General features: G+C 72.8%; 30 protein-coding genes and 1 tRNA gene. 17 read left to right on the top strand and 14 right to left on the bottom strand.

What is annotated here, in order from left to right; translation table 11 throughout:
* Together AB0F71_RS34850 and AB0F71_RS34845 are read right to left on the bottom strand one after the other, a co-directional pair.
* Nucleotides 1-335: AMP-binding protein (locus AB0F71_RS34850; RefSeq protein ID WP_360243474.1), on the bottom strand; the 335-nt coding region annotated here is incomplete at its 3' end.
* 56 nt (nt 336-391) lie between these two features.
* Nucleotides 392-922, bottom strand: coding sequence for a hypothetical protein (locus tag AB0F71_RS34845; RefSeq protein ID WP_360243471.1), 531 nt, complete (start codon nt 920-922; stop codon nt 392-394).
* A gap of 371 nt (nt 923-1,293) precedes the next feature.
* Here AB0F71_RS34845 and AB0F71_RS34840 point away from each other — a divergent pair, with 371 nt between their 5' ends.
* A complete protein-coding gene (locus AB0F71_RS34840; protein ID WP_360243468.1) occupies nt 1,294-1,971 on the top strand; it encodes a DUF4232 domain-containing protein in 678 nt (225 codons plus the stop codon).
* A 51-nt stretch (nt 1,972-2,022) separates the two neighbouring features.
* Here the strand turns inward: AB0F71_RS34840 and dmpI are convergent, their stop codons facing one another.
* On the bottom strand, nt 2,023-2,205 hold the full coding sequence (gene dmpI / locus AB0F71_RS34835; RefSeq protein ID WP_360243465.1) for a 4-oxalocrotonate tautomerase DmpI: 183 nt from the start codon (nt 2,203-2,205) through the stop codon (nt 2,023-2,025).
* Nucleotides 2,206-2,329: 124 nt separating this feature from the next.
* Nucleotides 2,330-3,226, bottom strand: a complete 897-nt coding sequence (locus tag AB0F71_RS34830; RefSeq protein ID WP_360243462.1) for a LysR family transcriptional regulator — start codon at nt 3,224-3,226, stop codon at nt 2,330-2,332.
* Between the two features lie 250 nt (nt 3,227-3,476).
* On the opposite strand from AB0F71_RS34830, the gene AB0F71_RS34825 reads away from it, so the two are divergent.
* Nucleotides 3,477-3,815: a hypothetical protein gene (locus AB0F71_RS34825; protein WP_360243459.1), complete on the top strand. Its 339-nt coding sequence runs from the start codon at nt 3,477-3,479 to the stop codon at nt 3,813-3,815.
* A gap of 156 nt (nt 3,816-3,971) precedes the next feature.
* Here AB0F71_RS34825 and AB0F71_RS34820 read toward each other — a convergent pair whose 3' ends face one another.
* Nucleotides 3,972-4,508 (bottom strand): hypothetical protein, encoded by a 537-nt coding sequence (locus AB0F71_RS34820; RefSeq protein ID WP_360243456.1) that lies wholly within the window; start codon nt 4,506-4,508, stop codon nt 3,972-3,974.
* A gap of 262 nt (nt 4,509-4,770) precedes the next feature.
* Between AB0F71_RS34820 and AB0F71_RS34815 the strand changes: the two genes are divergently transcribed.
* Nucleotides 4,771-5,004, top strand: coding sequence for a hypothetical protein (locus AB0F71_RS34815; RefSeq protein ID WP_360243453.1), 234 nt, complete (start codon nt 4,771-4,773; stop codon nt 5,002-5,004).
* Nucleotides 5,005-5,159: 155 nt separating this feature from the next.
* On the opposite strand, the gene AB0F71_RS34810 is transcribed toward AB0F71_RS34815, so the two are convergent.
* A complete protein-coding gene (locus AB0F71_RS34810) occupies nt 5,160-5,525 on the bottom strand; it encodes a hypothetical protein (RefSeq protein ID WP_360243450.1) in 366 nt (121 codons plus the stop codon).
* Nucleotides 5,526-5,969: 444 nt separating this feature from the next.
* Between AB0F71_RS34810 and AB0F71_RS34805 the strand changes: the two genes are divergently transcribed.
* Nucleotides 5,970-6,350 (top strand): hypothetical protein, encoded by a 381-nt coding sequence (locus AB0F71_RS34805; protein WP_360243447.1) that lies wholly within the window; start codon nt 5,970-5,972, stop codon nt 6,348-6,350.
* Here the strand turns inward: AB0F71_RS34805 and AB0F71_RS34800 are convergent.
* Nucleotides 6,305-6,877 carry a hypothetical protein gene (locus AB0F71_RS34800; protein WP_360243444.1) on the bottom strand — a complete coding sequence of 191 codons (573 nt, stop codon included), beginning with the start codon at nt 6,875-6,877 and terminating at the stop codon, nt 6,305-6,307. The two genes, AB0F71_RS34805 and AB0F71_RS34800, sit on opposite strands and share 46 nt — an antisense overlap.
* Before the next feature lie 14 nt (nt 6,878-6,891).
* Complete coding sequence (locus AB0F71_RS34795; protein WP_360243441.1) at nt 6,892-7,320, bottom strand: ATP-binding protein; 429 nt, start codon at nt 7,318-7,320, stop codon at nt 6,892-6,894.
* 209 nt (nt 7,321-7,529) lie between these two features.
* On the opposite strand from AB0F71_RS34795, the gene AB0F71_RS34790 reads away from it, so the two are divergent.
* The 4 genes from AB0F71_RS34790 to AB0F71_RS34775 all read left to right on the top strand — a co-directional run bounded on the left by AB0F71_RS34790 (nt 7,530) and on the right by AB0F71_RS34775 (nt 8,938).
* The gene (locus AB0F71_RS34790) at nt 7,530-8,432 is read left to right on the top strand and encodes a helix-turn-helix transcriptional regulator (RefSeq protein WP_360243438.1); all 903 of its coding nucleotides are present in this window, start codon (nt 7,530-7,532) and stop codon (nt 8,430-8,432) included.
* Nucleotides 8,392-8,526 carry a DUF397 domain-containing protein gene (locus AB0F71_RS34785; RefSeq protein WP_360243435.1) on the top strand — a complete coding sequence of 45 codons (135 nt, stop codon included), beginning with the start codon at nt 8,392-8,394 and terminating at the stop codon, nt 8,524-8,526. The genes AB0F71_RS34790 and AB0F71_RS34785 overlap by 41 nt, the downstream gene beginning before the upstream one ends.
* Before the next feature lie 18 nt (nt 8,527-8,544).
* A complete protein-coding gene (locus tag AB0F71_RS34780) occupies nt 8,545-8,796 on the top strand; it encodes a DUF397 domain-containing protein (protein WP_360243432.1) in 252 nt (83 codons plus the stop codon).
* A gap of 58 nt (nt 8,797-8,854) precedes the next feature.
* Nucleotides 8,855-8,938 (top strand) — tRNA-Leu (locus AB0F71_RS34775).
* A gap of 44 nt (nt 8,939-8,982) precedes the next feature.
* On the opposite strand, the gene AB0F71_RS34770 is transcribed toward AB0F71_RS34775, so the two are convergent.
* Nucleotides 8,983-9,699 carry a TetR/AcrR family transcriptional regulator C-terminal domain-containing protein gene (locus AB0F71_RS34770; protein WP_360243429.1) on the bottom strand — a complete coding sequence of 239 codons (717 nt, stop codon included), beginning with the start codon at nt 9,697-9,699 and terminating at the stop codon, nt 8,983-8,985.
* Nucleotides 9,700-9,833: 134 nt separating this feature from the next.
* Between AB0F71_RS34770 and AB0F71_RS34765 the strand changes: the two genes are divergently transcribed.
* The 3 genes from AB0F71_RS34765 to AB0F71_RS34755 all read left to right on the top strand — a co-directional run bounded on the left by AB0F71_RS34765 (nt 9,834) and on the right by AB0F71_RS34755 (nt 12,753).
* Complete coding sequence (locus AB0F71_RS34765; protein ID WP_360243426.1) at nt 9,834-10,559, top strand: hypothetical protein; 726 nt, start codon at nt 9,834-9,836, stop codon at nt 10,557-10,559.
* Complete coding sequence (locus AB0F71_RS34760; RefSeq protein WP_360243423.1) at nt 10,532-11,941, top strand: alkaline phosphatase family protein; 1,410 nt, start codon at nt 10,532-10,534, stop codon at nt 11,939-11,941. Before AB0F71_RS34765 ends, AB0F71_RS34760 begins: the two co-directional genes overlap by 28 nt.
* A 197-nt stretch (nt 11,942-12,138) precedes the next feature.
* Entirely contained in the window at nt 12,139-12,753 is a 615-nt protein-coding gene (locus AB0F71_RS34755) for a hypothetical protein (RefSeq protein WP_360243420.1), read from the top strand.
* A 70-nt stretch (nt 12,754-12,823) separates the two neighbouring features.
* Here AB0F71_RS34755 and AB0F71_RS34750 read toward each other — a convergent pair whose 3' ends face one another.
* Nucleotides 12,824-14,002, bottom strand: coding sequence for a serine hydrolase domain-containing protein (locus AB0F71_RS34750; RefSeq protein WP_360243417.1), 1,179 nt, complete (start codon nt 14,000-14,002; stop codon nt 12,824-12,826).
* A gap of 56 nt (nt 14,003-14,058) precedes the next feature.
* Nucleotides 14,059-14,292 (bottom strand): hypothetical protein, encoded by a 234-nt coding sequence (locus AB0F71_RS34745; RefSeq protein WP_360243414.1) that lies wholly within the window; start codon nt 14,290-14,292, stop codon nt 14,059-14,061.
* Nucleotides 14,293-14,427: 135 nt separating this feature from the next.
* On the opposite strand from AB0F71_RS34745, the gene AB0F71_RS34740 reads away from it, so the two are divergent.
* From AB0F71_RS34740 to AB0F71_RS34730, 3 genes are all read left to right on the top strand, one after another.
* Entirely contained in the window at nt 14,428-15,735 is a 1,308-nt protein-coding gene (locus tag AB0F71_RS34740) for a histidine kinase (protein WP_360243411.1), read from the top strand.
* The gene (locus tag AB0F71_RS34735; protein ID WP_360243408.1) at nt 15,732-16,406 is read left to right on the top strand and encodes a response regulator transcription factor; all 675 of its coding nucleotides are present in this window, start codon (nt 15,732-15,734) and stop codon (nt 16,404-16,406) included. Before AB0F71_RS34740 ends, AB0F71_RS34735 begins: the two co-directional genes overlap by 4 nt.
* A 108-nt stretch (nt 16,407-16,514) precedes the next feature.
* Nucleotides 16,515-18,746 carry a serine/threonine-protein kinase gene (locus AB0F71_RS34730; RefSeq protein ID WP_360243405.1) on the top strand — a complete coding sequence of 744 codons (2,232 nt, stop codon included), beginning with the start codon at nt 16,515-16,517 and terminating at the stop codon, nt 18,744-18,746.
* A gap of 81 nt (nt 18,747-18,827) precedes the next feature.
* Here the strand turns inward: AB0F71_RS34730 and AB0F71_RS34725 are convergent, their stop codons facing one another.
* The gene (locus AB0F71_RS34725) at nt 18,828-19,040 is read right to left on the bottom strand and encodes a cold-shock protein (RefSeq protein ID WP_360243402.1); all 213 of its coding nucleotides are present in this window, start codon (nt 19,038-19,040) and stop codon (nt 18,828-18,830) included.
* A gap of 234 nt (nt 19,041-19,274) precedes the next feature.
* Between AB0F71_RS34725 and AB0F71_RS34720 the strand changes: the two genes are divergently transcribed.
* From AB0F71_RS34720 to AB0F71_RS34710, 3 genes are all read left to right on the top strand, one after another.
* Nucleotides 19,275-20,282, top strand: coding sequence for an RNA ligase family protein (locus AB0F71_RS34720; RefSeq protein WP_360243399.1), 1,008 nt, complete (start codon nt 19,275-19,277; stop codon nt 20,280-20,282).
* A gap of 272 nt (nt 20,283-20,554) precedes the next feature.
* Nucleotides 20,555-21,496, top strand: coding sequence for a diiron oxygenase (locus AB0F71_RS34715; RefSeq protein ID WP_360243396.1), 942 nt, complete (start codon nt 20,555-20,557; stop codon nt 21,494-21,496).
* 35 nt (nt 21,497-21,531) lie between these two features.
* Nucleotides 21,532-23,193 (top strand): 4Fe-4S binding protein, encoded by a 1,662-nt coding sequence (locus AB0F71_RS34710; RefSeq protein WP_360243393.1) that lies wholly within the window; start codon nt 21,532-21,534, stop codon nt 23,191-23,193.
* Between the two features lie 262 nt (nt 23,194-23,455).
* Here the strand turns inward: AB0F71_RS34710 and AB0F71_RS34705 are convergent, their stop codons facing one another.
* Both AB0F71_RS34705 and AB0F71_RS34700 read right to left on the bottom strand, forming a co-directional pair.
* On the bottom strand, nt 23,456-24,553 hold the full coding sequence (locus tag AB0F71_RS34705) for a Rieske 2Fe-2S domain-containing protein (protein WP_360243390.1): 1,098 nt from the start codon (nt 24,551-24,553) through the stop codon (nt 23,456-23,458).
* A gap of 5 nt (nt 24,554-24,558) precedes the next feature.
* Complete coding sequence (locus tag AB0F71_RS34700; RefSeq protein ID WP_360243386.1) at nt 24,559-25,413, bottom strand: methyltransferase domain-containing protein; 855 nt, start codon at nt 25,411-25,413, stop codon at nt 24,559-24,561.
* Nucleotides 25,414-25,493 lie beyond the last annotated feature (80 nt).

Genomic DNA, 25,493 nt, shown 5'->3' with positions numbered 1-25,493 from the left:
GCCACGATCTCGGCCAGCACGGGGGCGCCCATCCCGTCGTACAGGTTGACCACCCGGGCCCCGGCCAGCCCGGCCGCGTAGCGGGCGGCGAGGGCTTCGGGGGTGTTGCCGGTGAGCAGGGTGACGGTGGTACCGCGACCGGCGCCACGGGCGACGAGTTCGTGGGCGAGGCGGTAGGTGGTGGCGGCGAAGTCGCCGGCGGTGATCTCGACGCCGTCGGCGGAGGTGATGGCCCGCCGCTCGGGGTGCGAGGCGAGGGACCGGAGGATGAGAGCGGGTCCGCTGACGAACTCCCGGTCACTCATGGCCACTTCTTCCTTGTAGTTTGCAACCATGTCGTCAGGCTAACTCCACCCCCCGCTACACACCGGCGATATTTGGCCATGTCCGGTCAGAAGGTGGTCGGTGGACGAAGGACCAGCTCGGTGACCGCCTCCCAGTGCTCGTCGGGGGCGGTCACGATGACGTACCCGGACTGGTCGGGGAGGGCGGGGATCAGGGCGCTGCGGCAGCCGAGGCCGTGGTGGATCTCGACCGGGACGGGCGTGCCGTCGAGGCGCAGCACGTCGGTGCTGGTCCGCTCGACGGCCGGGAGCTGCCCGGTGCGCGGGTCGTAGTCGAAGCGGTCCGAATTGGCCAGGAAATTGGCGAGTTGGGACTGCGGGGTGGTGACGGAGCCGATCCGGTGCTCGGGCGGCAGCGGGCGTGAGGTCTGGACGATGGCCAGGAACTCGCGGCCCCGGTGGTAGTTGAGGTCGATGTGGCAGAGGTAGCCGTTCGTGGATTGGCGGCCCACCAGGAAGAACCAGGCGGGCGGGGTTTCGCGGACGGTGGCGATCCGCCCGCCCCACTCCTCGGCGGTCCCGCGCGGGGTGGGGCGGTGGCGTCGGTGGGCGTCGTGCGGGCGGTCGCTGTAGAACATCGGCACCTCAACTCACTTGGCGGGAAAGTTCGTTGAGCCAGTATGGCGCGGGGGGAGGCGCCGCGTGCGACCCCGTGGTGATCGAGGCCGAGCGTCCGGGGTCAAGGTCCGCCGGGTCACGGGTCTGTCCCAGCGGGGGACGGGGCGGGTGCGGGGGCTTGGTGGGGGCGGGAACCGCTGTTCCGGCTGGGTTGGGGGCCCGGCTCCGGCGCTTCGTGGTCGGCCGGTCGTGTAACAGCACTGTCCTGACGGATGGTCGGGCGGAACGGTTCGTCGGGCCGGGTGGTCCTGCTCACCAGAACCCGCCGCTCGTACGGATCCGTGCCGAGCAGCCGCCACCGCCACCGCCACCCGAGACCGAGGAAGTCACGATGCGCGTTCACAAGGCCACCTTCGCCGCCGCCCTGGTCGTCGCCGCCGGCCTGTCGCTCACGGCCTGCGGCCCCAACGACGACACCGGCACCGACCAGGCCAAGCCGACGGCCGCGGCTAGCGTCACCACCGCGCCCACCAAGGCCGGTACGACCTCGGGTGGCGGTTCGGGCGGCTCCGCCGGAACCGGTGGGACGGCCCCGAGCGGGAAGGCCACGGCCGGTGGGACGGGCGCCACCGACGGCGGCAAGGCGGGCGCCAAGTGCCGGACCGACGACCTGACCATCACGGCCGTGGACCGCACCATCGACGGCGACGCCGCCCGCACCGTCGTGGTCGAGCTCAAGAACCACAGCGGCCACGACTGCTCGCTCACCGGGTACGCGGGCGTCGACCTCAAGACCAACGCCGGTTCGCTCTCCGCCCAGCGCTCCGGCGAGCCGGTCGTCGCGGGCGTCGTCAAGAACGGCAAGTCGACGTTCTTCGGTATCAGCTACCCGAACAACACCTCGGGCGGCTCCGGCGTCCGGATCACCGGCCTGGTGGTGACCCCGCCGGACGAGACCAAGTCCGTCACCCTGCCCTGGCCGGGCGCGGGCTCGCTGCCGGTCACGGACGGCTCCGGCTCCCCGGTGAAGATCGGCCCGATGGGCAGTGCGGGCCAGGGCGGCCAGTAGTCCCCCGTCTGGCCGCAGGGTCGCGCCGCCGCATCGGGCCGATCCGGGGCCTCACCGGTCCGCGGTGAGCTTGCCCGCGACGCCCCAGCTCTCCGGCTGGAACTCCTGGACGAAGACGAACACGCTCTCGGCGGGGACCTCCAGGGTCTCCACGAACGCCTTGGTGACCTTCTCGACCAGCTCGCGCTTCTGCTCGACGCTGCGCGGGCCCTGCTGGATGGTGACGATCGGCATCTTCGGCTCCTGACCGGGTGTCCTGCCCGGCTCTTCCGCCGGGCTCTGCTGCCGGGTTCTCCGGCTGAGAACAGTCCACCGGATCGGGCCGTCCGCACCCAGACCCGAATCGCTCTCGCAGCGATCACGAATCCTGATCGTCCCAGGTCGGGGGCGTTCTGCGGCAGGTTTCCAGGAGCAGCCGGGGCACCGGGGCGGAGCGTCGTACGGCGATCGAGGTGGGCAGCGCCAGCGGGGTGCGGCAGCGGCGGAAGGCGACCCGGTGGGTGTTCACCATCCGGGCGTTGGCCGCGTACACCACAGTCCACATCGGGGTGCCGGTGCCGATCGAAGCCAGGGTGTCCTGGAGGGCGCCGTGCGCCGGGCCGAGGACGGGCCGGAAGCCGGCCCGGGCGCAGGCCTCGGTCACCAGGTCCACCAGCGCCGGGTGGTTGGCCCGCTCGGTCAGCCGCAGCGGCAGCTCGGCGAGGTCCGCGAGGTCCACCTCGGCCGCGTCGGCGAGTGGGTGCCGGGCGGGCAGCGCGAGCACCAGCTCGTCCGCCCAGACGGGCAGGAAGCGCAGCTCCGGGTTGTGCTCGGCGATCGCCCCGCGGACGAAGGCGGCGTCCAGCCGGCCGTCCGACAGCCGGGCCAGCCGCTCCCGCACCGGGATGGAGTGCAGTTCCACGCGGACCCCGGGGGCCTGCTGCTGGTAGGCCTCCAGGATCAGGTCGAGCCGCTCGGCGAGCCCGGTGACGGTGCCGAGCCGCAGCACGGCGGGCGCGGCGAGGTCGGCGGCGAGCGCCCGGGCGGCGTCCTCGGCGGCCAGCACGTTCCGGGCGGCGGGCAGGAACCGCTCCCCGGCCGGGGTCAGCCGGACGTACCGGGGCGAACGGTCGAACAGCTCGACCCGCAACTCCCGTTCCAGCCGCCGCACCTGCTGGCTCACCGCCGGCTGCCCGAGCAGCAGCCGCTCGGCCGCCCGGCCGAAGTGCAGTTCCTCGGCGACGGCGACGAAGCAGCGCAGCTGCCGTAGCTCCATGCGGTTCCCCCTGGCGGATCGGTCGTCGCCCCCATCGTCCCAGGCCGGGCCTCGAAGGCGAGGCCGTCCGGGTAGAGCTCCAGCCGCACGCCGTCGTCCTCGTCGTCCTCCAGGGCGGCCGGCCATTCGTCCCGCAGCTGTCGGGCCGCGGCGATCGCAGCCTGCTCGCCGTCCGCCGCACGGGAAGTCGGCCGGGCCGACTTCCCGTGCGGGCACTCGGGCCGCCGGTGGGGCTGGAACACTTGGGGGCATGACACCGAGCATCGTCGTGCAGTACACCGGGCTCCTGCGGAACAGCTCCCACGATCTCTGGGTGCGGCTGCGGGAGTTGCTGCGCGGCCAGGGGCTCGATCCCGAGGGGACGGTCGTCGTGGACCTTCTCCAGGAAAGCCTCAGTCACGAAGAGGGGCGGGTCATCTCCGCCGACGGCCGGGTCTACGAGTTCAGCCTCCACTACGACCAGGAGCGTGCGGGCGGAGCCCTCGACGCCCACCTGAGCGGGTGGAAGGACATCACGGACTCCTGGCAGGGCGGAGCGCTGGCGCCACGGACGGAGTTCGCCTTCGCCTGGAAGTCCCGGTCGGCGTGACGGTACGGGAGTGGGAGTCCGCCGGAGGGGGTCGCGGGGCGGGAGAGCGGGCGCTCCGGCCCGCATGATGTCCGGGTGATCTGCGAGTGATCTGCGGGACAAGGCGTGCACGGGAAGTCGGCCGGGCCGACTTCCGGTTCCGGCTCCGGTTTCGGTTCAGGCGCGGCGCCGGCGGTAGTAGGCGACGGTGACGAGCAGGAGCAGCGGGCCCCAGAGCAGTAGCGGTGCGTAGCAGGCGTCCATCAGGAGCAGGGCCGGCCCGGTCGGGGCTCCCGGGGCCCCGCCGAAGCCGCCCGCCCGGGGGATCGTCAGCAGCATCACGACGGCCGCGCCGAGCAGCGCCGGGACGACCGCCGCCAGCGGCGCGACCCGCCTCCCCCCGATCAGCGGGAGCCAGCGCGGTACCACCTCGCCCCAGGGCTGCACCAGCCCGAGCGTGAGCAGGGTGAGCCCTTCGGCGCCCAGGCTCATCGCGATGCACACGGCGCTGAACCAGCCGGGGATGTCCAGGCCCGTGGTGTCGAACCCCACCGGCACGCCGACCCCCATCGCGATCCGCCAGACCCCGGACGGTACGGCCGTGAGCGCCGCGACGTGCGCGGCCCGTACCGCCCAGCGGGCGGGCGGCCGGTGCGTCGGGGCAGCGGAGAGGGCGGCGGCGGTCGGCGGGTTCCGGTGGGTGTCCATGTCCATGGCCCCCATGCTGGCGCGCGGCCCGCTGCGCCCGGATCCTGCGCGAGGCCCAACTCCGATCCCCCGCCCGGGGGATGGGGGACGGCGTCCGGGGTGGCACCCCCGGCACACCGCGTACAGGTGACGGAGCACAGCGCACAGCTCACTACCACGTGCAGATCCGGACGACGAGGGCGGGAACGGGGCGCCCCACACCCCCAGGCGAGGGCCGTGCGACCCAGCACGGCCCTCGCTGCATGAGGCCGGTAGGTTCTGGGCGGTGATGACTCAGATCGTCACGCTGGTCGGCGTCCTGCTGGGCGCGCTCACCTCCTTCGTGGCCACCGGGTGGGCCGAGCGGACCAAGCACCAGCGCGCCATGGCCACGCTGTGGGAGGCCGAGATCGCGGCCCGCGAGCACGCGGGGGAGCCGAACGGCGTCGCCCTGATCGAACTGCTCAACGCCTACCACGCGCAGGCGCGGCTCGACCTCGGCGGCCCGTCCCTCGACCGATGAGCGTTGGCTGCGGCACGCGTGCGTCGCCGTGCTGTAGCCGCCGCGTGCTGTCCCCGCCCGCGCAGGAAGTCGGACGGGCCGGGGCAGGGAGCGGGGAGATCCCGCTGGTGCTGTCCCTCGGCCCGCCCGTCACTGTCGGCTCAATCCCGGGGCGGTCATACTTTCCGTTCGATGAGGTACGACTTGAAGATGACGTCGTTGCCCTTCTTCACGCCGGGGTCCACCTTCGTTGTTACGCCAACACAGTCCACCTCCGTGAAGACGTCGACAGACTCGTCCGACAGCGCGTTTTCGGGCCCGATGCCGAACCACAGGGGACGGTTATGGAGCTCGGGGAGGTTGTAACAAATGCCGTCCGACGGCGGGTTTTGGAGCTGGCCCTTCTGCCACGTCGACTGCGGCAGGAAAGGGTCGCCGTACTTGAAGAGGACAAAGCCCGTCGCGGCGTCGGCCGGTGTGGGGAGGGTGACGAGGAGGGCGAGGGCGCCGAGGGCGGCGCCGACTGTGTGACGCAGACGCATACGGGGGCTTCCTTCTCTCTGTGGCAGCCGATCCGCGATCGGCCATTTCGAACGAGAGCATGGCGCAGGAGCCCTTTCAGTACGCCACCGACTCGCGGGCACCCGAGTGACCAAGGGGCGCACAAAAGCAACCCCAGCGCTCGCTCTGGGCAATCGAGCGCTCCGCCATAAGGGTTGTCCAGGCGACCGTGATGCGCCTGACGCAGGCGATCTGGGTGAGCCAGTCACACGACCCATCGGATGCGCCCTAGCAGGTGGCTCCGGCGGTCAACTCCGAAATCCCATCGACGTGTGGCGGTCCGTCAGTGCGGTACAACCCCAAGTGCACCGTCGCCTGAACCGCCCGGGGGCCGGTCACCGGCTGGCTCCCTCCGTTGAAGTCACAGGTGTGGTGCACGGGAAGTCGGAGGGGCCGACTTCCGGTGCGGGGTGGGGGGTGTTGGGGTGTTCAACCGGATCGAGCTCGGAGTGGAGCCGCAGGGGCGGCGGTGGGTGCCGCTGGTGCGGGTGTGGATCGACGGTGCGGAGGTGGTGGCGGAGGCCGTCGGGGCCGGCGGCCGGGGTCCGTTCGCGGACGAGGTGCTGCCCGCCGAGGGTGACGGCCTCCTGCACGCGACCGCCGATCCCCGGCGGGTGGTGCTGGGCGAGCCCGAGTGCACGGGCGGGTGCTGCGGGTTCGTCTCGGTGGTCGTGCGGCGGTGCGGGGGCATCGTGGAGTGGTCCGACTGGGAGGTGCCCTACGAGGCCGCGCGGCTGCCGGACTTCCACTTCGACGCCGATCAGTACGACGCCGAACTGGCCCGGGCCGCACGGCTGCGGCACTGAGCGAGCGCGGTTCTGATGCGGGGGTCGGGGGCGGGTTCGGCGGTGAGGAGTTCGCCGGCGGTGACGAGGGTGGTCCAGTACCGGGCGGGGTCGCCCGTGCTGGGCAGGGGGCGGGCGGCGGTGAGGGAGAGGTAGGCGGCGGTGAGGTTGCCGGTGGTGAACCAGCGGGCGAGGCCGTGCTGGTGGCCGGCGCGGATGCCGCCCATGGCGTCGATGGCGGCCAGGAAGTGCTCGACGACGGCGAGTTCGGTGGCGGTGAGGGCCTTGGGGACGTCGAAGACGCCGAGGGCTTCGAGGAGTTCGCCGGTGTCGGCCTCGGTGCCGGGGCGGGGGTTGGCGAGGAGGGCGTCGTAGCACTCGTTGAGGCGGGTGGTGGTCTCGGCGTGGGGGATGGCGAGGGCGAGGCAGACGGCGCGCGCGGCGGGGAGGGGTTCGCCGGTGCGGCGGGCGAGGATCGCGTAGGTCTCGGCGGGGGTGTGGCCGCGGTCGAGGGCGTGCCGGGCGAGGGTGGGGAGTGGAGGCAGCATCGGGGTGTGGGCTTTCAGGCGGCGAGGAGGGCGGGGGAGGGGGCGACGAGCGCCCAGACGAACTTGCCGATGCCGCCGGCCCTCGGGCAGTAACCCCAGCGTTCGGCGAGTTCGTTGACGAGGTAGAGGCCGCGTCCGTGCTCGTCGGTGGTGGTGGGGGTGCGGAGGGAGGGGCGGCCGGTGCCCGCGTCGTGGACTTCGAGGCGGAGGCGGTCGTTGACGAGGGCGAAGCGGATCTCGATGAGGCGGTCGGTGGGGGCGTCGGAGTGCTGGACGGCGTTGGCGAAGAGTTCGCCGAGGAGGAGTTCGGCGATGTCGCGGTAGCGGTCGCCGGTGGGGAGGGCGGCGAGGTAGGCGCGGAGCAAGTACCGGGCGAGGGGGGTGGATTCGGTGCAGGAGTCGAGGCGGGCGGCGAACGCGCGGGGGCGGCGGGAGATGGGCATGGGGGGACCTCGGGAGGGGGCGGAATAGGGGAGCGCGAAAGGCGCGCGCAATCACGCTGTGCACGCGAATGATTGCGTTCTGGTGTCAATCATCGGGGTTGCGGAGGTACGGTGACGCCAGTTAGGCGTGCGGGACGTGCGGTGCACAACTGGGGGCAGTCGTGGCACAGGGGAAGACCAGGCGGGGAGCGACCGTTAGCTCCGCGATCATGTTCGGCGAGGAGCTCAAGTACGCCCGAGAGGCGGCGGGCTACACCCAAGGGGACGTGGGCAAGCTCCTGCACTGCGATCGGACGGTGATCTCACGGACCGAGAGCGGGAAGCGGAAGCCGACGGTCGAGGAGGTCGGAGAGCTCGACCGGCTGTACGGCTCGGGCGACTTGCTGAAACGACTCTACGGGCGGGTCGACTGGGATGCGTCGCTCGAGTATCCGGACTGGTTCTGGAGGTACGTAGACCTGGAGGCTGTCGCCAGCGCTGTGCGAACCTACCAGGAGGGTCTGATGGCAGGCCTGTTGCAGTGTCGGCAGTATGCGTATGCACTCATCTCCGACGGAGATGCAGCTGGTGATGCGGACGAGGTCGAGGAGCTGATCAAGGTCCGACTCGGCCGCCAGAGCCGGTTCCTGTCGCCCGGCGGGCCGCTGCTGGTCGTCATTCTCGATGAGAGCGCCATCCGAAAGGTCATCGGCGGGCCCGGGGTGATGAGAGCTCAGATGGAGCACCTGCTGAGGGTGGCGCAGCTTCCGAACATCGTCATTCACGTGGCGCCGTTCTCCAGTCGGCAGGCCTCCATTAACACGACTATGGTGTTGCTGGAACTGCCAGATGGGCAGAACGTGGTCTACTCGGAGAGCATCGATCGCGGGGATCTCATCGAGGATTCCGCCAGGGTGACCAGGCATCACCATCGCTTCGATCGGCTCCGTGGCGAATGCCTGTCCGAGAGTGACTCGCTTCGGTTGTTTGCCGATGCGATGGAGGGGTTCAGAGATGATGAGCAACGAGCTCGCCGTGGCCGAGTGGCGGAAGAGCAGCTACAGCGGCGGCAACGTCGACAACTGCATCGAGGTGGCCCTTGGATTCCTCCCCAGCGCCGTTCCCGTGCGTGACTCCAAGGACCCGCACGGCCCGGCTCTCGTTTTTTCGGCCCCCGCATGGGCAGCCTTCGTAACGGCCGTCCGTGAGGGCGACCTTCCGGCATAGGCAACGGAGGAGCCGACAATGCTGACTTGGCGCAAGAGCAGCTACAGCTGGGACGATGGTGGCGACTGCATCGAGGTGGCCCTGGAGTGGCGCAAGAGCAGCTACAGCGGTGCCAACGCCGACGACTGCATCGAGGTGGCCCTCGGATTCCTCCCCAGCGCCGTTCCCGTACGTGACTCCAAGGATCCGCACGGCCCGGTCCTCGTCTTCCCCGCCCCGGCCTGGGAGTCCTTCCTCTCGGCCGTCCGGTCCGGGGGCTTTCCCTCGTAGCCCCGAGGTGGTCAGAGGCACCCCTCCAGATGGTCTATAGTTAACCCATCACCCAGATGCGCGGGTGGCGGAATAGGCAGACGCGCTGGATTCAGGTTCCAGTGCCCGAAAGGGCGTGGGGGTTCAACTCCCCCCTCGCGCACAGCGAATGGCCGGTCGATCTTCGGATCGACCGGCGTTTTTGCGTTACGGCACCAGGTGGTCCAGGAGGGCGTCCAGGCCGGTGGCGAACTCTGCTTCCGCGTCGTGGTCGACCAGCAATGGGGCCAGGGTGCGCAGCAGTGGGTACTCGGTGGCCGGGAGGCGGTGCAGGCCGAGGCGGAGCAGGGGTTCGGGGTCGTCGGGGTTGTCGATCACCTGCCGCTTGTCCACCAGCAGGAAGCCGATCGCCCAGCCGACCACGGTCCGGTAGAGACGCAGGGTGGCCCGGTCGTCGAGGCCGGCCCGGCTCAGCACGGTCAGCACGAGTTCGTTGAGCTGGAGCATCGAGGCCGGGCGGCGGGCCAGTGGGACGCTGAGCGGGCGGGTGGCCACCAGGGAGAACACCTCCGGATGGGCGTCGGCGACCCGGTGGAAGGCCCGGGCGACGTGGTGCAGCTGTGCCCGCCAGTCGCCCTCGCCCCAGCCCCCGCCACCGCCCCCGCCACCGCCCGCCCCCTCGCCCACCTGCTCGTTCACCTCGGCGTAGAAGGCCTCCACCATGCCGTCGAGGAGCGCCTGCTTGCCGTCGGCGTAGCGGTAGAGCGCCATCGGCTCCACTCCCAGGTCGACGGCGAGGCTGCGCATGGTGAGCGCCGCGAGGCCCTCGCGGTCGACCAGGGCGACCGCCGCGCGCAGCACCCGTGGCCTGCTCAGTCGGCCACGGCCGGACGGCTTCGGCTCGGGGGTCGAGTCGGTTTCCACCACTGCCCCTCCCGGGCTGTCCTCGGTCTTGACGTCCGCCGCCGCGCGGCACAGGCTGTAAGTATACAAGCGACATTTACGGCAGATACGTATCACCTACGTATACACCACCAAATAAGACATCGGGAGGAGAAATGTCCATCATCAAGATCGAAGTGACCAACGAGAGCACCGTGCTCACCGACCACGAGGTGAGCGCCGTCGTCCCCGCACTCCAGACCCAGGTCCACCGGGACTTCGCCCCGGCGTGGGGGGTCGACGCGGACCTGTCCTTCGTCGCGTCGAGCGCACTCTCCGACAACGCCTGGTGGCTGGTCGTCCTGGACAACTCCGACCAGGCCGGCGCCCTCGGGTACCACGACGTGACCACGAGCTTCCTGCCGATCGGCAAGGTCTTCGCCGCCACCGACAAGCAGTACGGCGAGAACTGGACCGTGACGACCAGCCACGAGCTGCTGGAGATGATCGCCGACCCGGACATCGACCAGGTGGTCTTCGACCAACCGACCGCCAACAAGGGGACGTTGTACTCCATGGAGGTGTGCGACGCCTGCCAGGACGAGAGCTACGCGTACGACATCGCCGGGGTCAAGGTCAGCGACTTCGTCTACCCCGCGTGGTTCCAGTCCGGCCGCCCGGCGAACGGCGCCCGGTTCGACCACGGCAATGCCATCAAGCAGCCGCTCGAACTCCTCTCCGGCGGCTACATCGGGGTCTTCGACGTCTCGGCCGGCACCGGATGGACCCAGAAGACCGCCGCCCTCACCGTCGCCTACCACAGCCGCGCACACGTCGGCAGCCGCCGTGAACGGCGCCGGATCCCGCGCGACCAGTGGCTGCCGAGCAAGCGGCGAAGCTGATGTCCGGCAGCGACGGACTCCAGGCGGTCGAGCACCTGGTGGTGCTGATGCTGGAGAACCGCTCCTTCGACCACATGCTGGGGTTCCTGTACACGGACGAGGGCAACGTCTCCCCGGCCGGCCAGCCGTACGAGGGCCTGACCGGGCAGGAGACCAACCCGGACCAGAACGGCAAGCTCGTCACCGTCCGCCGCATCCGGTCGACGGACCCCCACCCGTACTTCATGCCGGGCGCCAACCCCGGTGAGGGGTACGGCCCGACAAACGCCCAGCTCTTCGGCACGCCCAACCCGCCGACGCCGCCGGTCGCCGGGATGCAGGGGTTCGTGACGGACTTCGCGCGGGTGCTGGACCAGCCTCCCCAGCCGAACCACACCGTCCTACCCGGCACCGTCCCGGCCGACATCATGAGCTGCTTCACCCCGGACACCGTGCCGGTGATCTCCGCGCTGGCCCGCGGTTACGCGGTGTGCGACCACTGGTACAGCTCCGTGCCCACCGAGACCCTGCCGAACCGGGCGTTCTCCTGCGCGGCGACCAGCCAGGGGCACCTGGACGACCACACCCACAACTTCACCTGTCCCAGTATCTTCGGCCGGCTCACCAGTGCCGGTGTGTCGTGGCGGGCCTACGGCTACCACGCCGCGCCGTTGGTCTCCGGGAACTTCCCCGACATCCACGGCGCCTCCGCCGACCACTTCGGCGTCTTCACCGCCTTCCAGGCGGCGGCCGCGGCCGGCACCCTGCCCTCCTTCACCTTCCTCGAACCCAGCTGGGGGGCCACCGGGAACAGCGAACACCCCATCCTCGACGTGGCGTTGGGCGAGCACCTGATCCGGGACGTCTACCGGGCCCTGCGCGACGGACCGGCACCGGCCTGGGGGAAGACCCTGCTCGTCATCACCTATGACGAACACGGCGGCTGCTACGACCACGTCCCGCCGCCCACCACCAGTGCCCCGCCCGGCGACGGCACCATCGGCGAACTCGGCTTCGACTTCAAGCGGTTCGGCGTCCGCGTGCCGACCGTCCTGGTCTCCCCGCTGATCGCCCCCGGCACCGTCTTCCGGTCACCCGACGCCGCCGCGCAGCTGGACCACACCAGCATCCTGCGCACCGTCGAGCGGCGCTGGTCGCTGCCCGCCCTCACCGCCCGCGACGCCGCGGCCGCCGACATCGGGCCCGTGCTCACCCTCGCCGCGCCGCGCACCGACGACGTCCTCGCGGGCGTCACCGCACCGGCCTCGGCGGCCGTCAACCCCGTCGCCGGAGAGGTCACCCACCTCCAGCAGGTCTACGCCGACCTCGTCGCCCGGCGGCTCATCCCGCCCGGCGCGGTCGCCGCGGCCACCGCGGCCACCGGCCCGCCGTCCGGCGGCTGAGCTCCACGGCCACGTCGAACGGCCGGTCGACCCTCGGATCGATCGGCCATGTCGCTGTGCCCTGGCTGCGGCCGCAGAACGTCCGCGCATCGCCACCACCGCCACCCCCACCACCACTGCCACCCCCATCGGCCCCGCACCTGGGCGGTGAGGGGCCGGGGCCGGGACTGTCGGAGGGGGGTGGCACACTCCCCGCCATGAAGATGATCGAAGCGATCGAAGCCGTCCTGCGGGCGCACCACGGGGAGGACGAGCCCGGCTTCCTGGGCGAGTTCACGCCGGCCGGGCGGCTGGCGAGCCGCGGGCAGGTCGCGGTCTGCGGTCTCGACGGCAGGGACCACTACACGTTCAATGTCATCGCCGACGGGCTGCACGAGGTGTACCTCGCGTACGACTGGGACGACGGGCGGGGCGCCACCGTCTCCGCGGTCGCGCTGGTCGCCGCCGGCACCGGCCCCGAGGCGCTGGTGGACGCGGACTGGGAGGAAGCCTCCGACGACGTCAACGAGCTGAGCTACAGCGCGTCAGCGATCTACTCCGCCACCCCGGACAACCTGGTGATCGGCGGGGCCCTGCGCCGGACCGCCGGGTTCGCCGAGGCGGCGGACCCGGCGGCCCACGCCGCCGCCGAGTTCGAGGCCCAGCAGGCGGCCGGCTCCCGGAGCCCGGTGCTCGACGTCGTGGTCGACCCGGCGAGCGGCGCGAACGCCCTGGTCTTCCCCACCTGTGACTTCACCTCGGGCAGCATCCTGGTCGGGCAGGACGCGAGCGGTGCGGGCGTCGGGATCATCTGGTGCCACTTCGACGGGTGATCCACGGCGGGTGACCTGCGAAGGGTGACCCGCGAGGGGCTACCGGGGCGGGCGGCGGATCAGCGTCCGATCAGCGGCAGAGGGCCGTGTCCACGACCTTCTCCAGGTGCCGGGTGACGGCGTCCTCCGCCGGGATCTGCGTCACCGCGATGCTGACCGCCCGGCCGTCGTCGGTGGCCCCGCCCCGGGTCTCGTAGCCCGGGATGTCCCCGCCGTGCCCCCAGTAGACGCCGCCGCAGGACAGCGGCCGGCTGATGAGCCCCAGCCCGTAGCCGGCGCCGCTGTCCCCGATCGGGACGGTGGTCCGCATCTCGGCGAGCTGGGCCGCCGGGAGCAGGCGCCCGCCGAGCAGCGCGGTGAAGAACTGGTTGAGGTCGGCGTTGGTGGAGGTCATCTGGCCCGCCGCCCAGCCCATCGAGGGGTCCATCTCGGTGGTGTCGATCAGCGGGCCGCCCGGCTTCTCCTGGCGGTAGCCCCTGGGGTGGGCCTCCCGGATGCTCCGGTCACCGATGGTGGGGAAGTAGGTGTGGCGCAGCCCGATCCGCTGGACGATCCGCCGGTCGATCTCCTCGCCGAGGGGGCGGCCGGTGATCTTCTGGATGAGCAGGCCGATCACCACGTAGTTGGTGCTGCTGTAGTCGAACTTCTCGCCGGGCGCGGAGCCGGCCTTGTGCCGGAAGGCGATGTCCAGCAGCTCGCGCGGCTCGAAGTACCGCTGCAGCATGGTGGCTTCTTCGACCTCGCCCTCGTAGTCGGGCAGGCCGCTGGTGTGCTGGAGGAGCTCGCGCACGGTGATGTGGTTCCCGTCGATCCCCTCCCCTCGGACGAGGCCGGGCAGGTAGGTCTCGATCGGTTCGTCGAGGCGGACCTTCCCCTCGCCGACCAGTTGCAGCGCCACGACGGCGGTGAAGGTCTTGGTGTTGCTGCCGATCCGGATCTGGGCGTCCTTGGGCACCTTCGCACCGGTGGCCAGGTCGGCGACGCCCGCCGTGTAGGCCTGGGTGCGGCCCTTGCGGTCCTTGACGGTCGCCAGTGCGGCGGGCAGCTTGTCCTGCCGCACCAGGGCGTCCAGGCCCTGCTGGACGGTGTCGGGCCTGGTGGTGGCGGTTGTGATTGTGGTTGCGGCTGCGGCGGTCGGTGCGAGGACGCCCGCCGCCATGACACCGACCGCCATCGCCACCGCCACCGAGGACGCCACGGCGCCGCGTCGCCCGGGGGTACGAAGCCTCTGCCAAGTCTGCTCGCGCATACGTCAACTCCTGTGAGTCGTAGGGGAAAGGGGGCTGGGGGCGGGTCGGCCGCCGGTCAGCCCCGGTGGAACTGCTGCTGGACGCACTCCCGGTACTGCCGGAAGCGGTCGGGCCGGTGGCACGGCTGCGTCCGGTCGGCGTACCAGGCCAGCAGGACGGCGGCCAGGACGGACACCGCGATCGCGATGAGCGACAGCACCAGCGCGGCCACGGCCGGGCCGTTCCGGCGGGCCGGGAGGTCCAGGGTGCGGACCACGTCCGTCCGGGGCTCGTCTTCTCGGGTGTGCATCGGCCGTCCTCTCGTCAACTGGCAGGGCACGATCCTGACTTCCGGGTCCCCGGGCGCACATCGCGGAAAAGCGGGAACTGGCCCTCCCTCGATCGGGGGAGGTGGCCGCTGACCTGGCCGGACATACTGGCGGGCATGATCAGGGGAATTCGGCCGCTGCTGCGCGGCTCGACATACACGGGTGCGCTGTTCGCCTACTGCGGCGCGCTGGCGAGCCTCGTACTGCTGCCGGTGGCGCTGGCGCCGGCCCTGGCGTGGCAGTCGGCTCCGTACGGGGTGCGGGCCGCGCTGGCCCTGCTGCTCTGGGCGGTGCTGATCGGCGCGGTCGGGCTGGCCCGCACCACGCGCCGGGTGCTGGTCGCGTCCGCCCGTCGACTGCTGGGGGTGGCGCTGCCGGACCCCGGTCCGTCCGGGGCGGCTGGTGCTTCCGGTGCGTCCGGGGTGGCCGCGACGGTGGCCGCCGACCGTTGGCGGACGCCGCTGTGGCTGCTGCTGCACGTCGCCCTGGGGTGGACGGGGGCGCTGACCAGCGGCCTGTTGCTGGTCGCCGGCCTGTCGCTGCCGGGGGACTGGCTCGGCGGCCAGGCGCAACTGAGCCTGTTCGGCCGGTCGGTGACGGTGTCCGGCGGCGGGTGGGGCCGGGCGGCGGGGGTGGTGTGCCTGCTGCTCGCGGTGGCCGGGTGCGCGGCGGTGGCGGGGACCCTGCGCCGGCTGGCGCCGCGCCTGCTGGGGCCGTCGGCCGCCGAGCGGCTCGCGCAGGCCGCCGAGCGGGAGCGCCGGCTCGCCGAACGCAACCGGCTGGCCCACGAGTTGCACGACTCGATCGGGCACACCCTGACGGCGGCCACCATCCAGGCCGCCGTCGCGGGCGAGGTCCTCGCCGCCGACCCGGTGACGGCCCGGGCCGCCATGCGCAGCATCGAGGAGTCGACCCGGGCCGCGCTGGAGGACCTGGACTACGTGCTGGGCGTGCTGCGCGAGGAGGAGGCGGGCACGGCGCCCACCCGGACCCTGGCCGACCTGCCCGAACTCCTGGACCGGCTGCGGCACGCGGGCGCCGTGGCGGAACCGGAGCTGACCGGCGACCTGGCGCAGGTGCCGGGGACGATCTCCCGGGCGGCGTACCGGATCCTCCAGGAGGGGCTGACGAACGCGCTCCGGCACGGGGCGGGCGGCCCGATCACCGTCCGGGTGGCGGCGGGGCCGGACGCGCTGGAGCTGCGGGTGGTCAACCCGGTCGGGGGCGTCGCGGGCGGTGCGGGGGCGGGGGCCAGAGGTTTCCCGACGTCCGGGCACGGCCTGCCCGGGCTGGCCGAACGGGTGCGACTGCTGCACGGCGAGTTCGAGGCCGGACCGGTCGGGGGCGGACCGGACGGTGGCGGACCGGTCGGGGACGCGTCGTGGCGCCTCGCCGTCCGGCTGCCGGTCCGGGCGGCGGTGTGAGCACCGCGCCCGAGGCCCCCGTCACGCTGCTGATCGCGGACGACGACGCCATCACCCGCAGCGGCCTGCGCACCCTGCTCGGCGTCCAGCCCGGGATCGAGGTGGTCGGCGAGGCCGCCGACGGAGTGGAGGCGGTCGAGCAGGCGCTGCGGCTGCGGCCCGACGTCGTCCTGATGGACGTACGGATGCCGCGCCGCAACGGCATTGAGGCCACCCGGCACCTGCTGGCGGAGTCCGCCGAGCCGCCGAAGGTCGTGGTGATCACCACCTTCGAGAACGACGGCTACGTCACCGCCGCGCTCAGCGCCGGGGCCAGCGGCTTCGTGCTCAAACGCCTCCCGGTCCGGCAGATCGCCGAAGCGGTACGGGTGGTGGCGGCGGGCGAGGCGATCCTGTTCCCGGCGGCGCTGCGCAGGATGGTCGCCGCCCGGCCGCTGGACTCCACCGAGGCCCTGCCGCAGGCGGCGCTGACCGGGCGGGAGGAGGAGGTGCTGCGGCTGATGGCCACCGGACTGTCCAACCCGGAGATCGCCGAGACGCTGACGGTCAGCCTGGAGACCGTCAAGACCCACGTCGGGAACGTGCTCACCAAGCTCGGCGCGCAGAACCGCACCCATGCGGTGGTGATCGCGTACGAGTCCGGACTGGTGGTGCCGGGCTTCACCGGGTGAACCTGCGTCGGTTGAGCCTGCCTGCCTCACCCGCCGGTCCGGGCCCCCACTAGGCTGGGCCGGTCGGTCGGCCGACCGGCCGGACGCGCCTGGGGGAGGAAACGGCACGTGACCTTGTCGGAACACGATCCGCGGGAGATCGGCGGATACCTCCTGGAGGGCAGGCTCGGTGCGGGCGGGATGGGCGTCGTCTACCGCGCCCGGTCGGTGTCCGGCCGCCAGGTGGCCGTCAAGGTCATCCGGCCCGAACTGGCCGCCGACGCCGAGTTCCGGGCCCGCTTCCGGCAGGAGGTCACCGCCGCCCGCAAGGTCAGTGGCGCCTTCACCGCGCCCGTCCTCGACGCCGACCCCGAAGCCCCGGCGCCCTGGCTGGCCACCCTCTTCGTCCCCGGCCCCTCCCTGGGCGAACGGGTCTCCGGACAGGGCCCGTTGACCCCGACCGAGGTACGGCGCCTCGCCGCCGGACTCGCCGAGGCGCTCCAGGAGATCCACCGCGTCGGGCTGATCCACCGCGACCTCAAGCCCGGCAACGTGCTGCTCGCCGAGGACGGGCCGCGCGTCATCGACTTCGGCATCGCGCGCAGCGCCGGCGAGACCCAGCTCACCAGCACCGGCGTCGCCGTCGGCACCCCGCCGTTCATGGCCCCCGAACAGTTCCGCAACGGCACGGCGACCACGGCCACCGACGTGTTCGCCCTCGGCTCCGTGCTGGCCTTCGCCGCCACCGGGCGCGGCCCCTTCGGCGCGGACTCCTCGCACGCCGTGGGCTTCCGGGTCGTCTACGAGGAGCCGGACCTGGCCGGGCTGGCGCCCGAGCTGTATCCGCTGATCATCGGGTGCCTGGCCAAGGAGCCGGAGCAACGGCCCACGGTGGAGGGGCTGTTGCGGATGACCGGGGAGGGGGCGAGGGGGCGGACGGTCCAGCTGCGGACGGGGCCGGTGGCGCCTGCTGCCCCGGGTCCTGTTGCTGCCCCGGCTCCTGGTCCTGGTCCTGCCCCGGGTCCTGCTCCTGCTTCGGTCGTGCCGACGCCGACGGCCCCCAACCCGGTCGCTCCGGCGCCGGTGCCGACACCGGCGCAGGTGCCGCCGCCGATGGCGCCGACCGTACCGCCGTACCTGCCGACCGCCCCGTCCGCGGCCACCTCCGCCGTCCCCGCCGGCCGACCCCGCCCGCGCAAGGCCCTGCTGGTCGGCGCCGCGGTGGCCGCCGTCGTGGTCGCCGCGGCGGGCACGCTCGGCTACCTCACCTGGCAGGACCGGCAGCCGGGCACCGGGCAGTCCGGGCAGTCCGGGCAGGCCGGCCAGACGGGGCAGACCGGCCCGTCCGCCCCCGCCTCCGGCGTCAGCTGCGCCCCGGCCGGACAGGCCGCCATCGGCGTGGACGGGATGGAGGCCGCCCTCGTCGAGCGGTGGACGGCGGACTTCGGCAAGGCCTGCCCGGGCAACCGGCTGACCTACAAGGGCCCTGCGGCCCCCGGCGCCGACGACCCGTTCAAGACCTCCAACGCGACCCTCTTCGCCGACGGCGGGCTCGACGCCGCAGGCTTCGACACCACGCTGAGCGAGCAGCAGGCGGTCACGTACGGCAAGCGCTGCGCCACCGGCCAGGTGTCCCAGCTCCCGGTCACCGTGGCCCCCGTCGCGGTCGTCTTCAACGTGCCCGGCGTGGCCGACCTGGTGCTCGACGCCCCGACGCTCGCCAAGATCTTCCGGAAGCAGATCCAGGCCTGGAACGACCCGGCGATCAGGGCGCTCAACCCGGCCGCGGTGCTGCCCAGTTCACCGATCGACGTGCGGGTCCCGGCCGGGCTGTCCTGGTCCTCCTACGTGTTCTCCCAGTACCTCGGCAAGGCCGCGCCCGCCGACTGGCCGTACGAGGTGAGCGCGGTCTGGGGCTCCGAGGTGAAGGCCCAGCCGGGGGCGACCGAGGCGAGCATCCCCGGCGCCGTCGCCGGTGCCCAGTGGTCGATCGGCTTCGTCCCGCTGCGGGCCGTCGGGAACCTCCACACGGTCCGGGTGCGGACCGGTGACTCCGACGCGGCCCCGAGCACCGCGACCGCCAATGCGATGGCCGCGACCGGCACGGTGGAGACCTCGGGCAGTCGGCTGTCGGTGAAGCTCGACTACCAGAAGCCGGTCAAGGGCGGCTATCCCGTGGTCGGCATCGGCTACCTCGGCTTCTGCGAGCGCGGCGGGAACTCCGCCGTGGTGGCGGGCCTCGCGTCCTACGCGGTCAGCGGCCCGGGCCAGGCGAGCGGCGAGTCGATGAAGTACGGCACGCTGCCCCCGGCGGTCGTCCAGCAGGTGCAGGGGGCACTGGCCGGGCTCCGCGCCCAGTAGCGGAACCGCCCCGCCCCGGAAGGCGGACGCGCGCCCGGTCGGCCACCGCCGACCGGGCGCGCGAACGGATCCCTCGGGCCACTACTCCTCGACCCGGACCTTGTCGGCCTGCATGCCCTTCTGGCCCTGGACGGCCTCGAAGGAGACCTTCTGGCCCTCCACCAGGGACTTGAAGCCGGTCGACTCGATCGCCCGGAAATGTACGAACAGGTCGGGGCCGGACTCCGGGCTGATGAACCCGAAGCCCTTCTCGTCGTTGAACCACTTCACGGTGCCGTACTGGCGGTCGGCCATGCCTACTCCTCGGGTTCGGGGGTGCCGTCGGCGTGATCCTCTCACGGAGGGCGCGTGGGTCAATACGAAGAGTAACGATTCTGCCCCTGTGCGCCCGTCGCGAGCCCGGTGGGTGCCCGGCGCGAGCCCGGTGCCTGCCGCTGTGGCGGGAGGCCGCCGCGCCCACGGCGGTGGAAGCGATCCGCTCGGGTATCTCCGTTGCGGGGGTGGGGCTTTGCGGCGAGGATCCTGTTCGTGCCCGACTCCTGGTCCGAACTGACGCCCTATCCGAAGATCCCCGCGAGGGGGCGCCCCGACGCGCCCGGCAGCCGGGAGTGGACGGCGGCGGAGAAGGTCCACGGCGCGCACTTCGCCGTGGTCTGCCAGGGCGACACCGTACGGGCCGCCAAGCGGCGCGACCTGCTCGGGGACGAGGACCTCGACGCCTTCTTCGGCGTCAGCCGGATCTGGCCCCGACTGCGCGTCGCGGTGGGCCGGTTCGCGGCGGCGGTACGGGCCGGCCGGGGCGGCGACGCCGTCGTCACCGTGTACGGGGAACTGGCCGGTGGCCGCTACCCCCACCCCGGGGTGCCCGCCGCCCCCGGCGTCGACCCCGTGCAGACGGGGGTCTGGTACGACCCCGGGCTGCGCTGGCTGCCCTTCGACGCCACGGTGGAGACCGCCGACGGCCGCTGCTGGCTCGCCGACCGGGAACTCCGCTCCGCCGCCGACGCGGCCGGGCTCAGCTGTGCGCCGCTGCTCGCCCGTGGCCCGCTGAACACCCTCCAGGACCTGCCCGCCGCCTTCCCCAGCCGGGTGCCGGCCCTGTTCGGACTGCCCGAGCTCGCCGACAACCTCGCCGAGGGCTACGTCCTCAAGCCCGCCGGCGAATGGCGCGAGTCGGGGGCGGCGGCCCGGCCGGTGCTCAAGGTCAAGCAGAAGGCCTTCGCCGAGGACGGGCGCTACGACGGCGCCCGCCCGTATCTCCCCCCGCCCGAGGGCGCCGCCGGCGTCCCCGCCTGGCTGCTGGTCCAGGCCTCCGCCCTGCTCACCCCCACCCGCGCGGCCGCCGCCGTCAGCAAGCTCGGCCCGCGCACGGCCCCGGATGCGGTCGCGGCCGAGATCGCCCAGGACGTCACCGACGAACTCGCCGAAGCCCTCGGCGGCCTGGAGCGGACCAGCGCGTCAGCGCTGTGCGACGCCCTCCGGCCTGCTGCCCATGCCCTGGTCCTCTTCGACGCCCAGGACCGGCGCAGGGCTTGAACGTACGTCCGTGCGGCGCGCGGACGGGACGTACGTCCGTGTGAGACGCCCATGGTGGACCCATGTCTCAGATGTGCGTCTTGGACGTCCGTATGGAACGAACGTCCGTGTGATCCGCCCGCCCCCGGGGCGCGCGCCGTCCGCTGCGCGCCGCCCGCTGTGTGCCGGTTCGGTGCTGCGCAGGGGGTTCTCGGGGACCGGCTCTTATTGTACTGTCCGTCTAATAAGGCGGGTGGGCGGGAACCCGCAGGGGCAGGCACCAGGAGGCAGCCATGGCTCTCACCCGGCAGACGGCGGCGGACCGGAACGGCCACGGGCCAGCGGAACACGGCCACACGGCGGCCGACGACGACGTCTCGAAGCGGCTGCTGGAGTCGGCCGCCACCCTCTCCTTCGACCCGATGACCGAGATCGACTGGGAGGCGCCCCTTCCCGAGGAGCACTACGGTCTCAACCCCGAGTGGAGCACCCTCTACGGCACCCGGCTGTGGGACGAGATGACCGAGCGGCAGCGGGTCATGCTCACCCGGCACGAGGTCTGCTCGATCATGAACACCGGCATCTGGTTCGAGATGATCCTCCAGCAGATGGTGCTGCGCGACCAGTACCTCAAGAACCCCGCCAACGCCGAGTTCCAGTTCGCGCTCACCGAGATCGCCGACGAGTGCCGCCACTCCATCATGTTCGCCCGCGCCTGCCAGAAGATGGGCGTCCCCGCCTACCGGCCCAACAAGGTGATCGCCCAGGCCGGGCGCGCCTTCAAGGCGCTCGCCAAGGGCGAACTCGCCTACGGCGGCATCCTGGTGGCCGAGGAGGTGCTGGACGTCATGCAGCGCGACTGGATGCGCGGCGAGAACGTCCTGGAGATCGTCCGCGGCACCTCCCGGATCCATGTGGTCGAGGAGTCCCGGCACATGAAGTTCGCCCGGCAGGAGATCCGCGAACGGGTCCGCCACGCGGGCCCGGCCCGGCGCCGCACCTCGGCCACCGGCATCGCCATCGGCGCGTACGTCATCGTCAGCAGCATGGTCCACCCGGGCGTCTACAAGGCCGTCGGGCTGGACGTGGCCCGGGCCCTCGACGAGGTGAAGGGCAACGAGCACCGCAAGGCGATGATGCGCAACAGCTCCCGGCACCTGATGGCGTTCCTCGCCGAGGCCGGGCTGCTCACCAGCCGGTCGGCGGCGATCTACCGCCGCGTGCACATGCTCTGACGATCCGTCACCCACAGCGAGGACCCACCCCGGCCATGGCCTACGCGATCACCCGGACCTGCTGCAACGACGCCTCGTGCGTGTCCGTCTGCCCGGTCAACTGCATCCACCCGACCCCGGAGGAGCCGGAGTTCGGCACCACCGACATGCTGTACATCGACCCGCAGGCGTGCATCGACTGCGGCGCCTGCGCGGACGCCTGCCCGGTCGACGCGGTGTACCCGGTCGACCGCCTGCGCGGGCCGGACGTCCTCTTCGGCGACCTCAACCGCGACTGGTACCGCGACCACCCCAACGACCACGCCTGGGGCGCGCCCAGCTTCCCGCGCAGCCTGCCGGGCGAGCTCGGCACCCTGCGGATCGCCGTGGTCGGCACCGGCCCCTCCGCCGGGTACACCGCCCAGGAACTGCTGCGCTGCACCAGCGCCGAACTCACCATGATCGACCGGCTGCCGGTCACCGGCGGCCTGCTGCGGCACGGCGTCGCCCCCGACCACCAGTCCACCAAGCGGATCGCGGAGAGCTTCGCGAGCGTCTTCCACGACCCGCGGCTGCGGATGCACCTCAACCTGGAGGTCGGCACCGACGTCACCCACGAGGAACTGGCCGCGCACCACCACGCGGTGGTGTACGCGGTCGGCGCGGCCGCCGACCGGCGGCTCGGCGTGCCCGGCGAGGACCTGCCCGGCAGCCTGCCCGCGACCTCCTTCGTCGGCTGGTACAACGCCGACCCGACGGTGCCCGCCGACGCGGTCGAGCTGTCCGCCGAGCGGGTCGTGGTGGTCGGCAACGGCAACGTCGCGGTGGACATCGCCCGCATCCTGCTCACCGACCCCGACCGGCTCGCCGTCACCGACATCGCCGACCACGCCCTGGCCGCGCTGCGCCGCAGTCGGGTCCGGGAGGTCGTGCTGCTGGCCCGGCGCGGGCCCGGGCAGGCGGCCTGGACCGCACCGGAGTTCCTGGCACTGCGCCGGCTGCCCGGGGTCGAGCTGGTGGTCGAGGACCACCCGCAGGTGCGGGCGGCGATCGAGGAGGCCGCGCCGGACTCGCGGGCCGCGCTGCTGGCCGGCCTGCCGCTGGTGCGCACCGACGAGGGCGCCGAGCCGGGGCCGGGCCGGCGGATCGTGCTGCGCTTCCTGTCGACCCCGGTGGAGCTGACCGGGGCGGACGGCCGGGTCGGCGGGCTGACGGTCGAGCGGACACGGCTGACCGAGGACGGCGAGCCCGACGGGACGACGGGGGAGCGCGAGGCCCTGCGGGCCGGGCTGGTGGTGCGCTCCATCGGGCACCGCGGCGTGCCGCTGCCGGGGCTGCCCTTCGACGAACGGACCGGGACGGTCGCCCGGCGGGGCGGACGGGTCGTCGACCCGGCCACCGGGCGGGCGCTGCCGGGCGCGTACGTGGTCGGCTGGGCCAAGCGCGGGCCGTCCGGCGGGATCGGGGCCAACCGGGCCTGCGCGCGGGAGACGGTGGACGCGCTGCTGGACGACGCGGTGGCCCGGGTGCTGCCGGAACCCCCGGCGGGGCGGGCGGAGTTCGAACGCCTGGTGCGGCGGCGCCGGCCGGACGCCGTCGGGTTGAAGGAGCTGCGCGCGGTGGACCGGGCGGAGCGCGAGCGCGGTGCGGCGCAGGGGCGGCCGCGGGTGAAGCTGGCGACGGTGGCGGAGCTGCTGGCGGCGGGGCGGCGGCGGTAGGGCTTCTCGGCGGGGGCGTTCACCGGAGGCGGCCCGCGCGGGGTGGACGTGTGGGGTGGATGCGCGGGGGGATGTGCGGTGGGGTGTGCGGGGTGGATGTGCGGGCTACCCGGTTGACGCGAGCGTGACCCGGTGCGCATGGGGCGCGTTGGGTGGATGTGAGTAGTTCTGAGGTGACATCGACCGGTTGGCCCTGGTCGGCCGAAGAAACGATCCTGCACGGTGCGGGGCACCCTCCGGAATCCGATCCGGAGGTGCCCATCTACGCCGAGCTGGCCCGGTTGTGGCAGTCCGAAGGGCGGTCGGTGCCCGGGCTGCCCGATCCGCTCTGGGAGTCGCTGGCCGGTTCCGCCGTCCCGCCCCTGCCGCCGTCGGAGCCCCCCGGGTAGAACTGCCGTGCCCAGCGCCGGAACAACCCGATCGAGCGCTCCCCGGGCACCAGCCGAGGCTGCGCCAGGTACCGCTTGTGGGCCAGCACCGGCCGGTCCTGCTTGATGATCCGTACCGAGGCCTGCAGGGCCAGCCAGGACGCCGCCCGGTCCACGGCCCGCGCCGCCCCGACCCCCGGCACCGGCACGGTGGCGGTCACCGCGAAGCGCACCAGGGTGCGCCAGGGCGCGAGCGGCGTCGGCAGCACCCACACCAGCAACGAGCTGCCCAGCTCCGGAAGTTCGGCCGTCAGCCGCATCATGCCCAGCCCCGCCAGCGTCACCGGCTGGTCCAGGCTCACCGCGCCCAGGCCCGGGAACCGGGTGGTGGTGCGCTGGTGGACGGTGAACAGCGGGCCGTCCGGCTCCGGTGGTGCGGTCTCGCGGGTGTCCAGGCCGTGCAGCACCGAGACGTGCCGGAAGTCCACGCTGTTCTCCAACACCTCCTGCGGATGGGAGAGCACCTCCCCGCTCCACCAGGCCAGCGGCCGCACCCCGACCGCGGGCGGCAGCTCCCACGCGGGCGCGGCGTTCTCCGGCCTGCCCTCCGACCCGCTCTGCGACTCACTGCCCGACTCGCCGCGCCAGACGAACAGTGCGCCGTCCCGCTCGACCAGCCGGCGCCGCGCCAGCTCGCCGCGGAACCGGGTGCCGTCCGGGGAGCCCGTGCAGGAGCCGTCCGGGGCGAAGGCGAAGCCGTGGAACGGACAGACCAGCTCCTCGCCACGCACCCGCCCGCCCGCGCCGAAGTGCGCGCCCAGGTGCGGACAGTGCGGCCCGATCGCGCGCACCGCGCCCCGGGCCGTCCGGTACAGCACCACGTCCTCGCCCATCAGCCGGGCCGTGCGCACCCGGCCGGGCGGCAGGTCGCGGGAGCGGCCCACGCAGAACCATCCGCTCGGGTACGGCAGCGGGGCGGAGTGCTCGGCCATGGCGGTCACCTCGGTGGCTTGACGGCGGTGTGAACGTACCAGGCGATGTGCTCGCGCACCGCGTACATCTCCACGGTGGAACGGAGGTTGAGCCAACGCGCCGGATCGCCGAGGCGGCGCAGCAGCTCCCAGGGCAGCCGGAAGTACGCGTGCACCGCCTCGGTGGTCGGCAGGTAGTACCGCGTCGCGTCCAGGGACTCCGCGACCTCGAAGCCGGCCCCGGCGAGCAGCTGCGGCAGGTTGCCCGCGTGGTAGAGCCGGGCCCCGGTCATCGCCATCGCGTCCAGGTACGGTTCGAGCACGGCCCTTGCCGGTTCGGGGAGTTGGTCCACCGGACCGGTGCTCATCGGGCCGAGCAGCACCAGCCGCCCGCCCGGGCGCAGCACCCGGTGGAACTCGGCCAGCGCACGGGCCGGGTGGTAGGAGTGGACGAGCGTCTCCATCGAGTAGGCGCCGTCGAAGTGACCGTAGGGGAAGGGGAGTTCGTGGTAGTCGCCCCAGCGGAAGTCGGTCCGGTCGGCCAGGGCGGCACGGGCGCTCAGGCGGTGGGCCTCGGCGAGGTGGAAGTCCAGCACGTCGACCCCGGTGACCAGCAGCCCGAAGCGGGTCGCCATCGCCCGGGCCACCACCCCGGCCCCGCAGCCCGCGTCCAGCACCCGTGATCCGGCGGGCAGCGCCAGCTTGCGTCCGAGCACGTCCTCGAGCTGACGCTGGGCCCGCCACAGCCGCCACTTGGACTGGCCGGGCTCCGTCCACCCCCAGTGCCGGGCGTTGCGCGCCACCCGGGTGTAGAACCACCGGCTCCCGGCGCGTCCGTAGACCCGGCGCAGCGCGCTGAGATCGAGCTCCTGGGCGACCATGTCGCCACGCTAGCCGCGGGCCCGCCGCCCCTCCCGGCGGCGCCACGGGCGGTTGCGCCGCCGGGAGGGTTCGTACGGTC

Source organism: Kitasatospora sp. NPDC028055 (assembly GCF_040637885.1).
Lineage (GTDB): Bacteria > Actinomycetota > Actinomycetes > Streptomycetales > Streptomycetaceae > Kitasatospora.
This window is presented reverse-complemented; position numbering and strand designations above follow the sequence as displayed.

What these genes read in the sequence shown, in the direction of transcription:
- AB0F71_RS34845 (WP_360243471.1), bottom strand. Translation starts at nt 922, where the DNA reads ATGTTCTACAGCGACCGCCCGCACGACGCCCACCGACGCCACCGCCCC.
- AB0F71_RS34840 (WP_360243468.1), top strand. Translation starts at nt 1,294, where the DNA reads ATGCGCGTTCACAAGGCCACCTTCGCCGCCGCCCTGGTCGTCGCCGCC.
- dmpI (WP_360243465.1), bottom strand. Translation starts at nt 2,205, where the DNA reads ATGCCGATCGTCACCATCCAGCAGGGCCCGCGCAGCGTCGAGCAGAAG.
- AB0F71_RS34830 (WP_360243462.1), bottom strand. Translation starts at nt 3,226, where the DNA reads ATGGAGCTACGGCAGCTGCGCTGCTTCGTCGCCGTCGCCGAGGAACTG.
- AB0F71_RS34825 (WP_360243459.1), top strand. Translation starts at nt 3,477, where the DNA reads ATGACACCGAGCATCGTCGTGCAGTACACCGGGCTCCTGCGGAACAGC.
- AB0F71_RS34820 (WP_360243456.1), bottom strand. Translation starts at nt 4,508, where the DNA reads ATGGACATGGACACCCACCGGAACCCGCCGACCGCCGCCGCCCTCTCC.
- AB0F71_RS34815 (WP_360243453.1), top strand. Translation starts at nt 4,771, where the DNA reads ATGACTCAGATCGTCACGCTGGTCGGCGTCCTGCTGGGCGCGCTCACC.
- AB0F71_RS34810 (WP_360243450.1), bottom strand. Translation starts at nt 5,525, where the DNA reads ATGCGTCTGCGTCACACAGTCGGCGCCGCCCTCGGCGCCCTCGCCCTC.
- AB0F71_RS34800 (WP_360243444.1), bottom strand. Translation starts at nt 6,877, where the DNA reads ATGCTGCCTCCACTCCCCACCCTCGCCCGGCACGCCCTCGACCGCGGC.
- AB0F71_RS34795 (WP_360243441.1), bottom strand. Translation starts at nt 7,320, where the DNA reads ATGCCCATCTCCCGCCGCCCCCGCGCGTTCGCCGCCCGCCTCGACTCC.
- AB0F71_RS34790 (WP_360243438.1), top strand. Translation starts at nt 7,530, where the DNA reads ATGTTCGGCGAGGAGCTCAAGTACGCCCGAGAGGCGGCGGGCTACACC.
- AB0F71_RS34780 (WP_360243432.1), top strand. Translation starts at nt 8,545, where the DNA reads ATGCTGACTTGGCGCAAGAGCAGCTACAGCTGGGACGATGGTGGCGAC.
- AB0F71_RS34765 (WP_360243426.1), top strand. Translation starts at nt 9,834, where the DNA reads ATGTCCATCATCAAGATCGAAGTGACCAACGAGAGCACCGTGCTCACC.
- AB0F71_RS34755 (WP_360243420.1), top strand. Translation starts at nt 12,139, where the DNA reads ATGAAGATGATCGAAGCGATCGAAGCCGTCCTGCGGGCGCACCACGGG.
- AB0F71_RS34750 (WP_360243417.1), bottom strand. Translation starts at nt 14,002, where the DNA reads ATGCGCGAGCAGACTTGGCAGAGGCTTCGTACCCCCGGGCGACGCGGC.
- AB0F71_RS34745 (WP_360243414.1), bottom strand. Translation starts at nt 14,292, where the DNA reads ATGCACACCCGAGAAGACGAGCCCCGGACGGACGTGGTCCGCACCCTG.
- AB0F71_RS34740 (WP_360243411.1), top strand. Translation starts at nt 14,428, where the DNA reads ATGATCAGGGGAATTCGGCCGCTGCTGCGCGGCTCGACATACACGGGT.
- AB0F71_RS34725 (WP_360243402.1), bottom strand. Translation starts at nt 19,040, where the DNA reads ATGGCCGACCGCCAGTACGGCACCGTGAAGTGGTTCAACGACGAGAAG.
- AB0F71_RS34715 (WP_360243396.1), top strand. Translation starts at nt 20,555, where the DNA reads ATGGCTCTCACCCGGCAGACGGCGGCGGACCGGAACGGCCACGGGCCA.
- AB0F71_RS34710 (WP_360243393.1), top strand. Translation starts at nt 21,532, where the DNA reads ATGGCCTACGCGATCACCCGGACCTGCTGCAACGACGCCTCGTGCGTG.
- AB0F71_RS34705 (WP_360243390.1), bottom strand. Translation starts at nt 24,553, where the DNA reads ATGGCCGAGCACTCCGCCCCGCTGCCGTACCCGAGCGGATGGTTCTGC.
- AB0F71_RS34700 (WP_360243386.1), bottom strand. Translation starts at nt 25,413, where the DNA reads ATGGTCGCCCAGGAGCTCGATCTCAGCGCGCTGCGCCGGGTCTACGGA.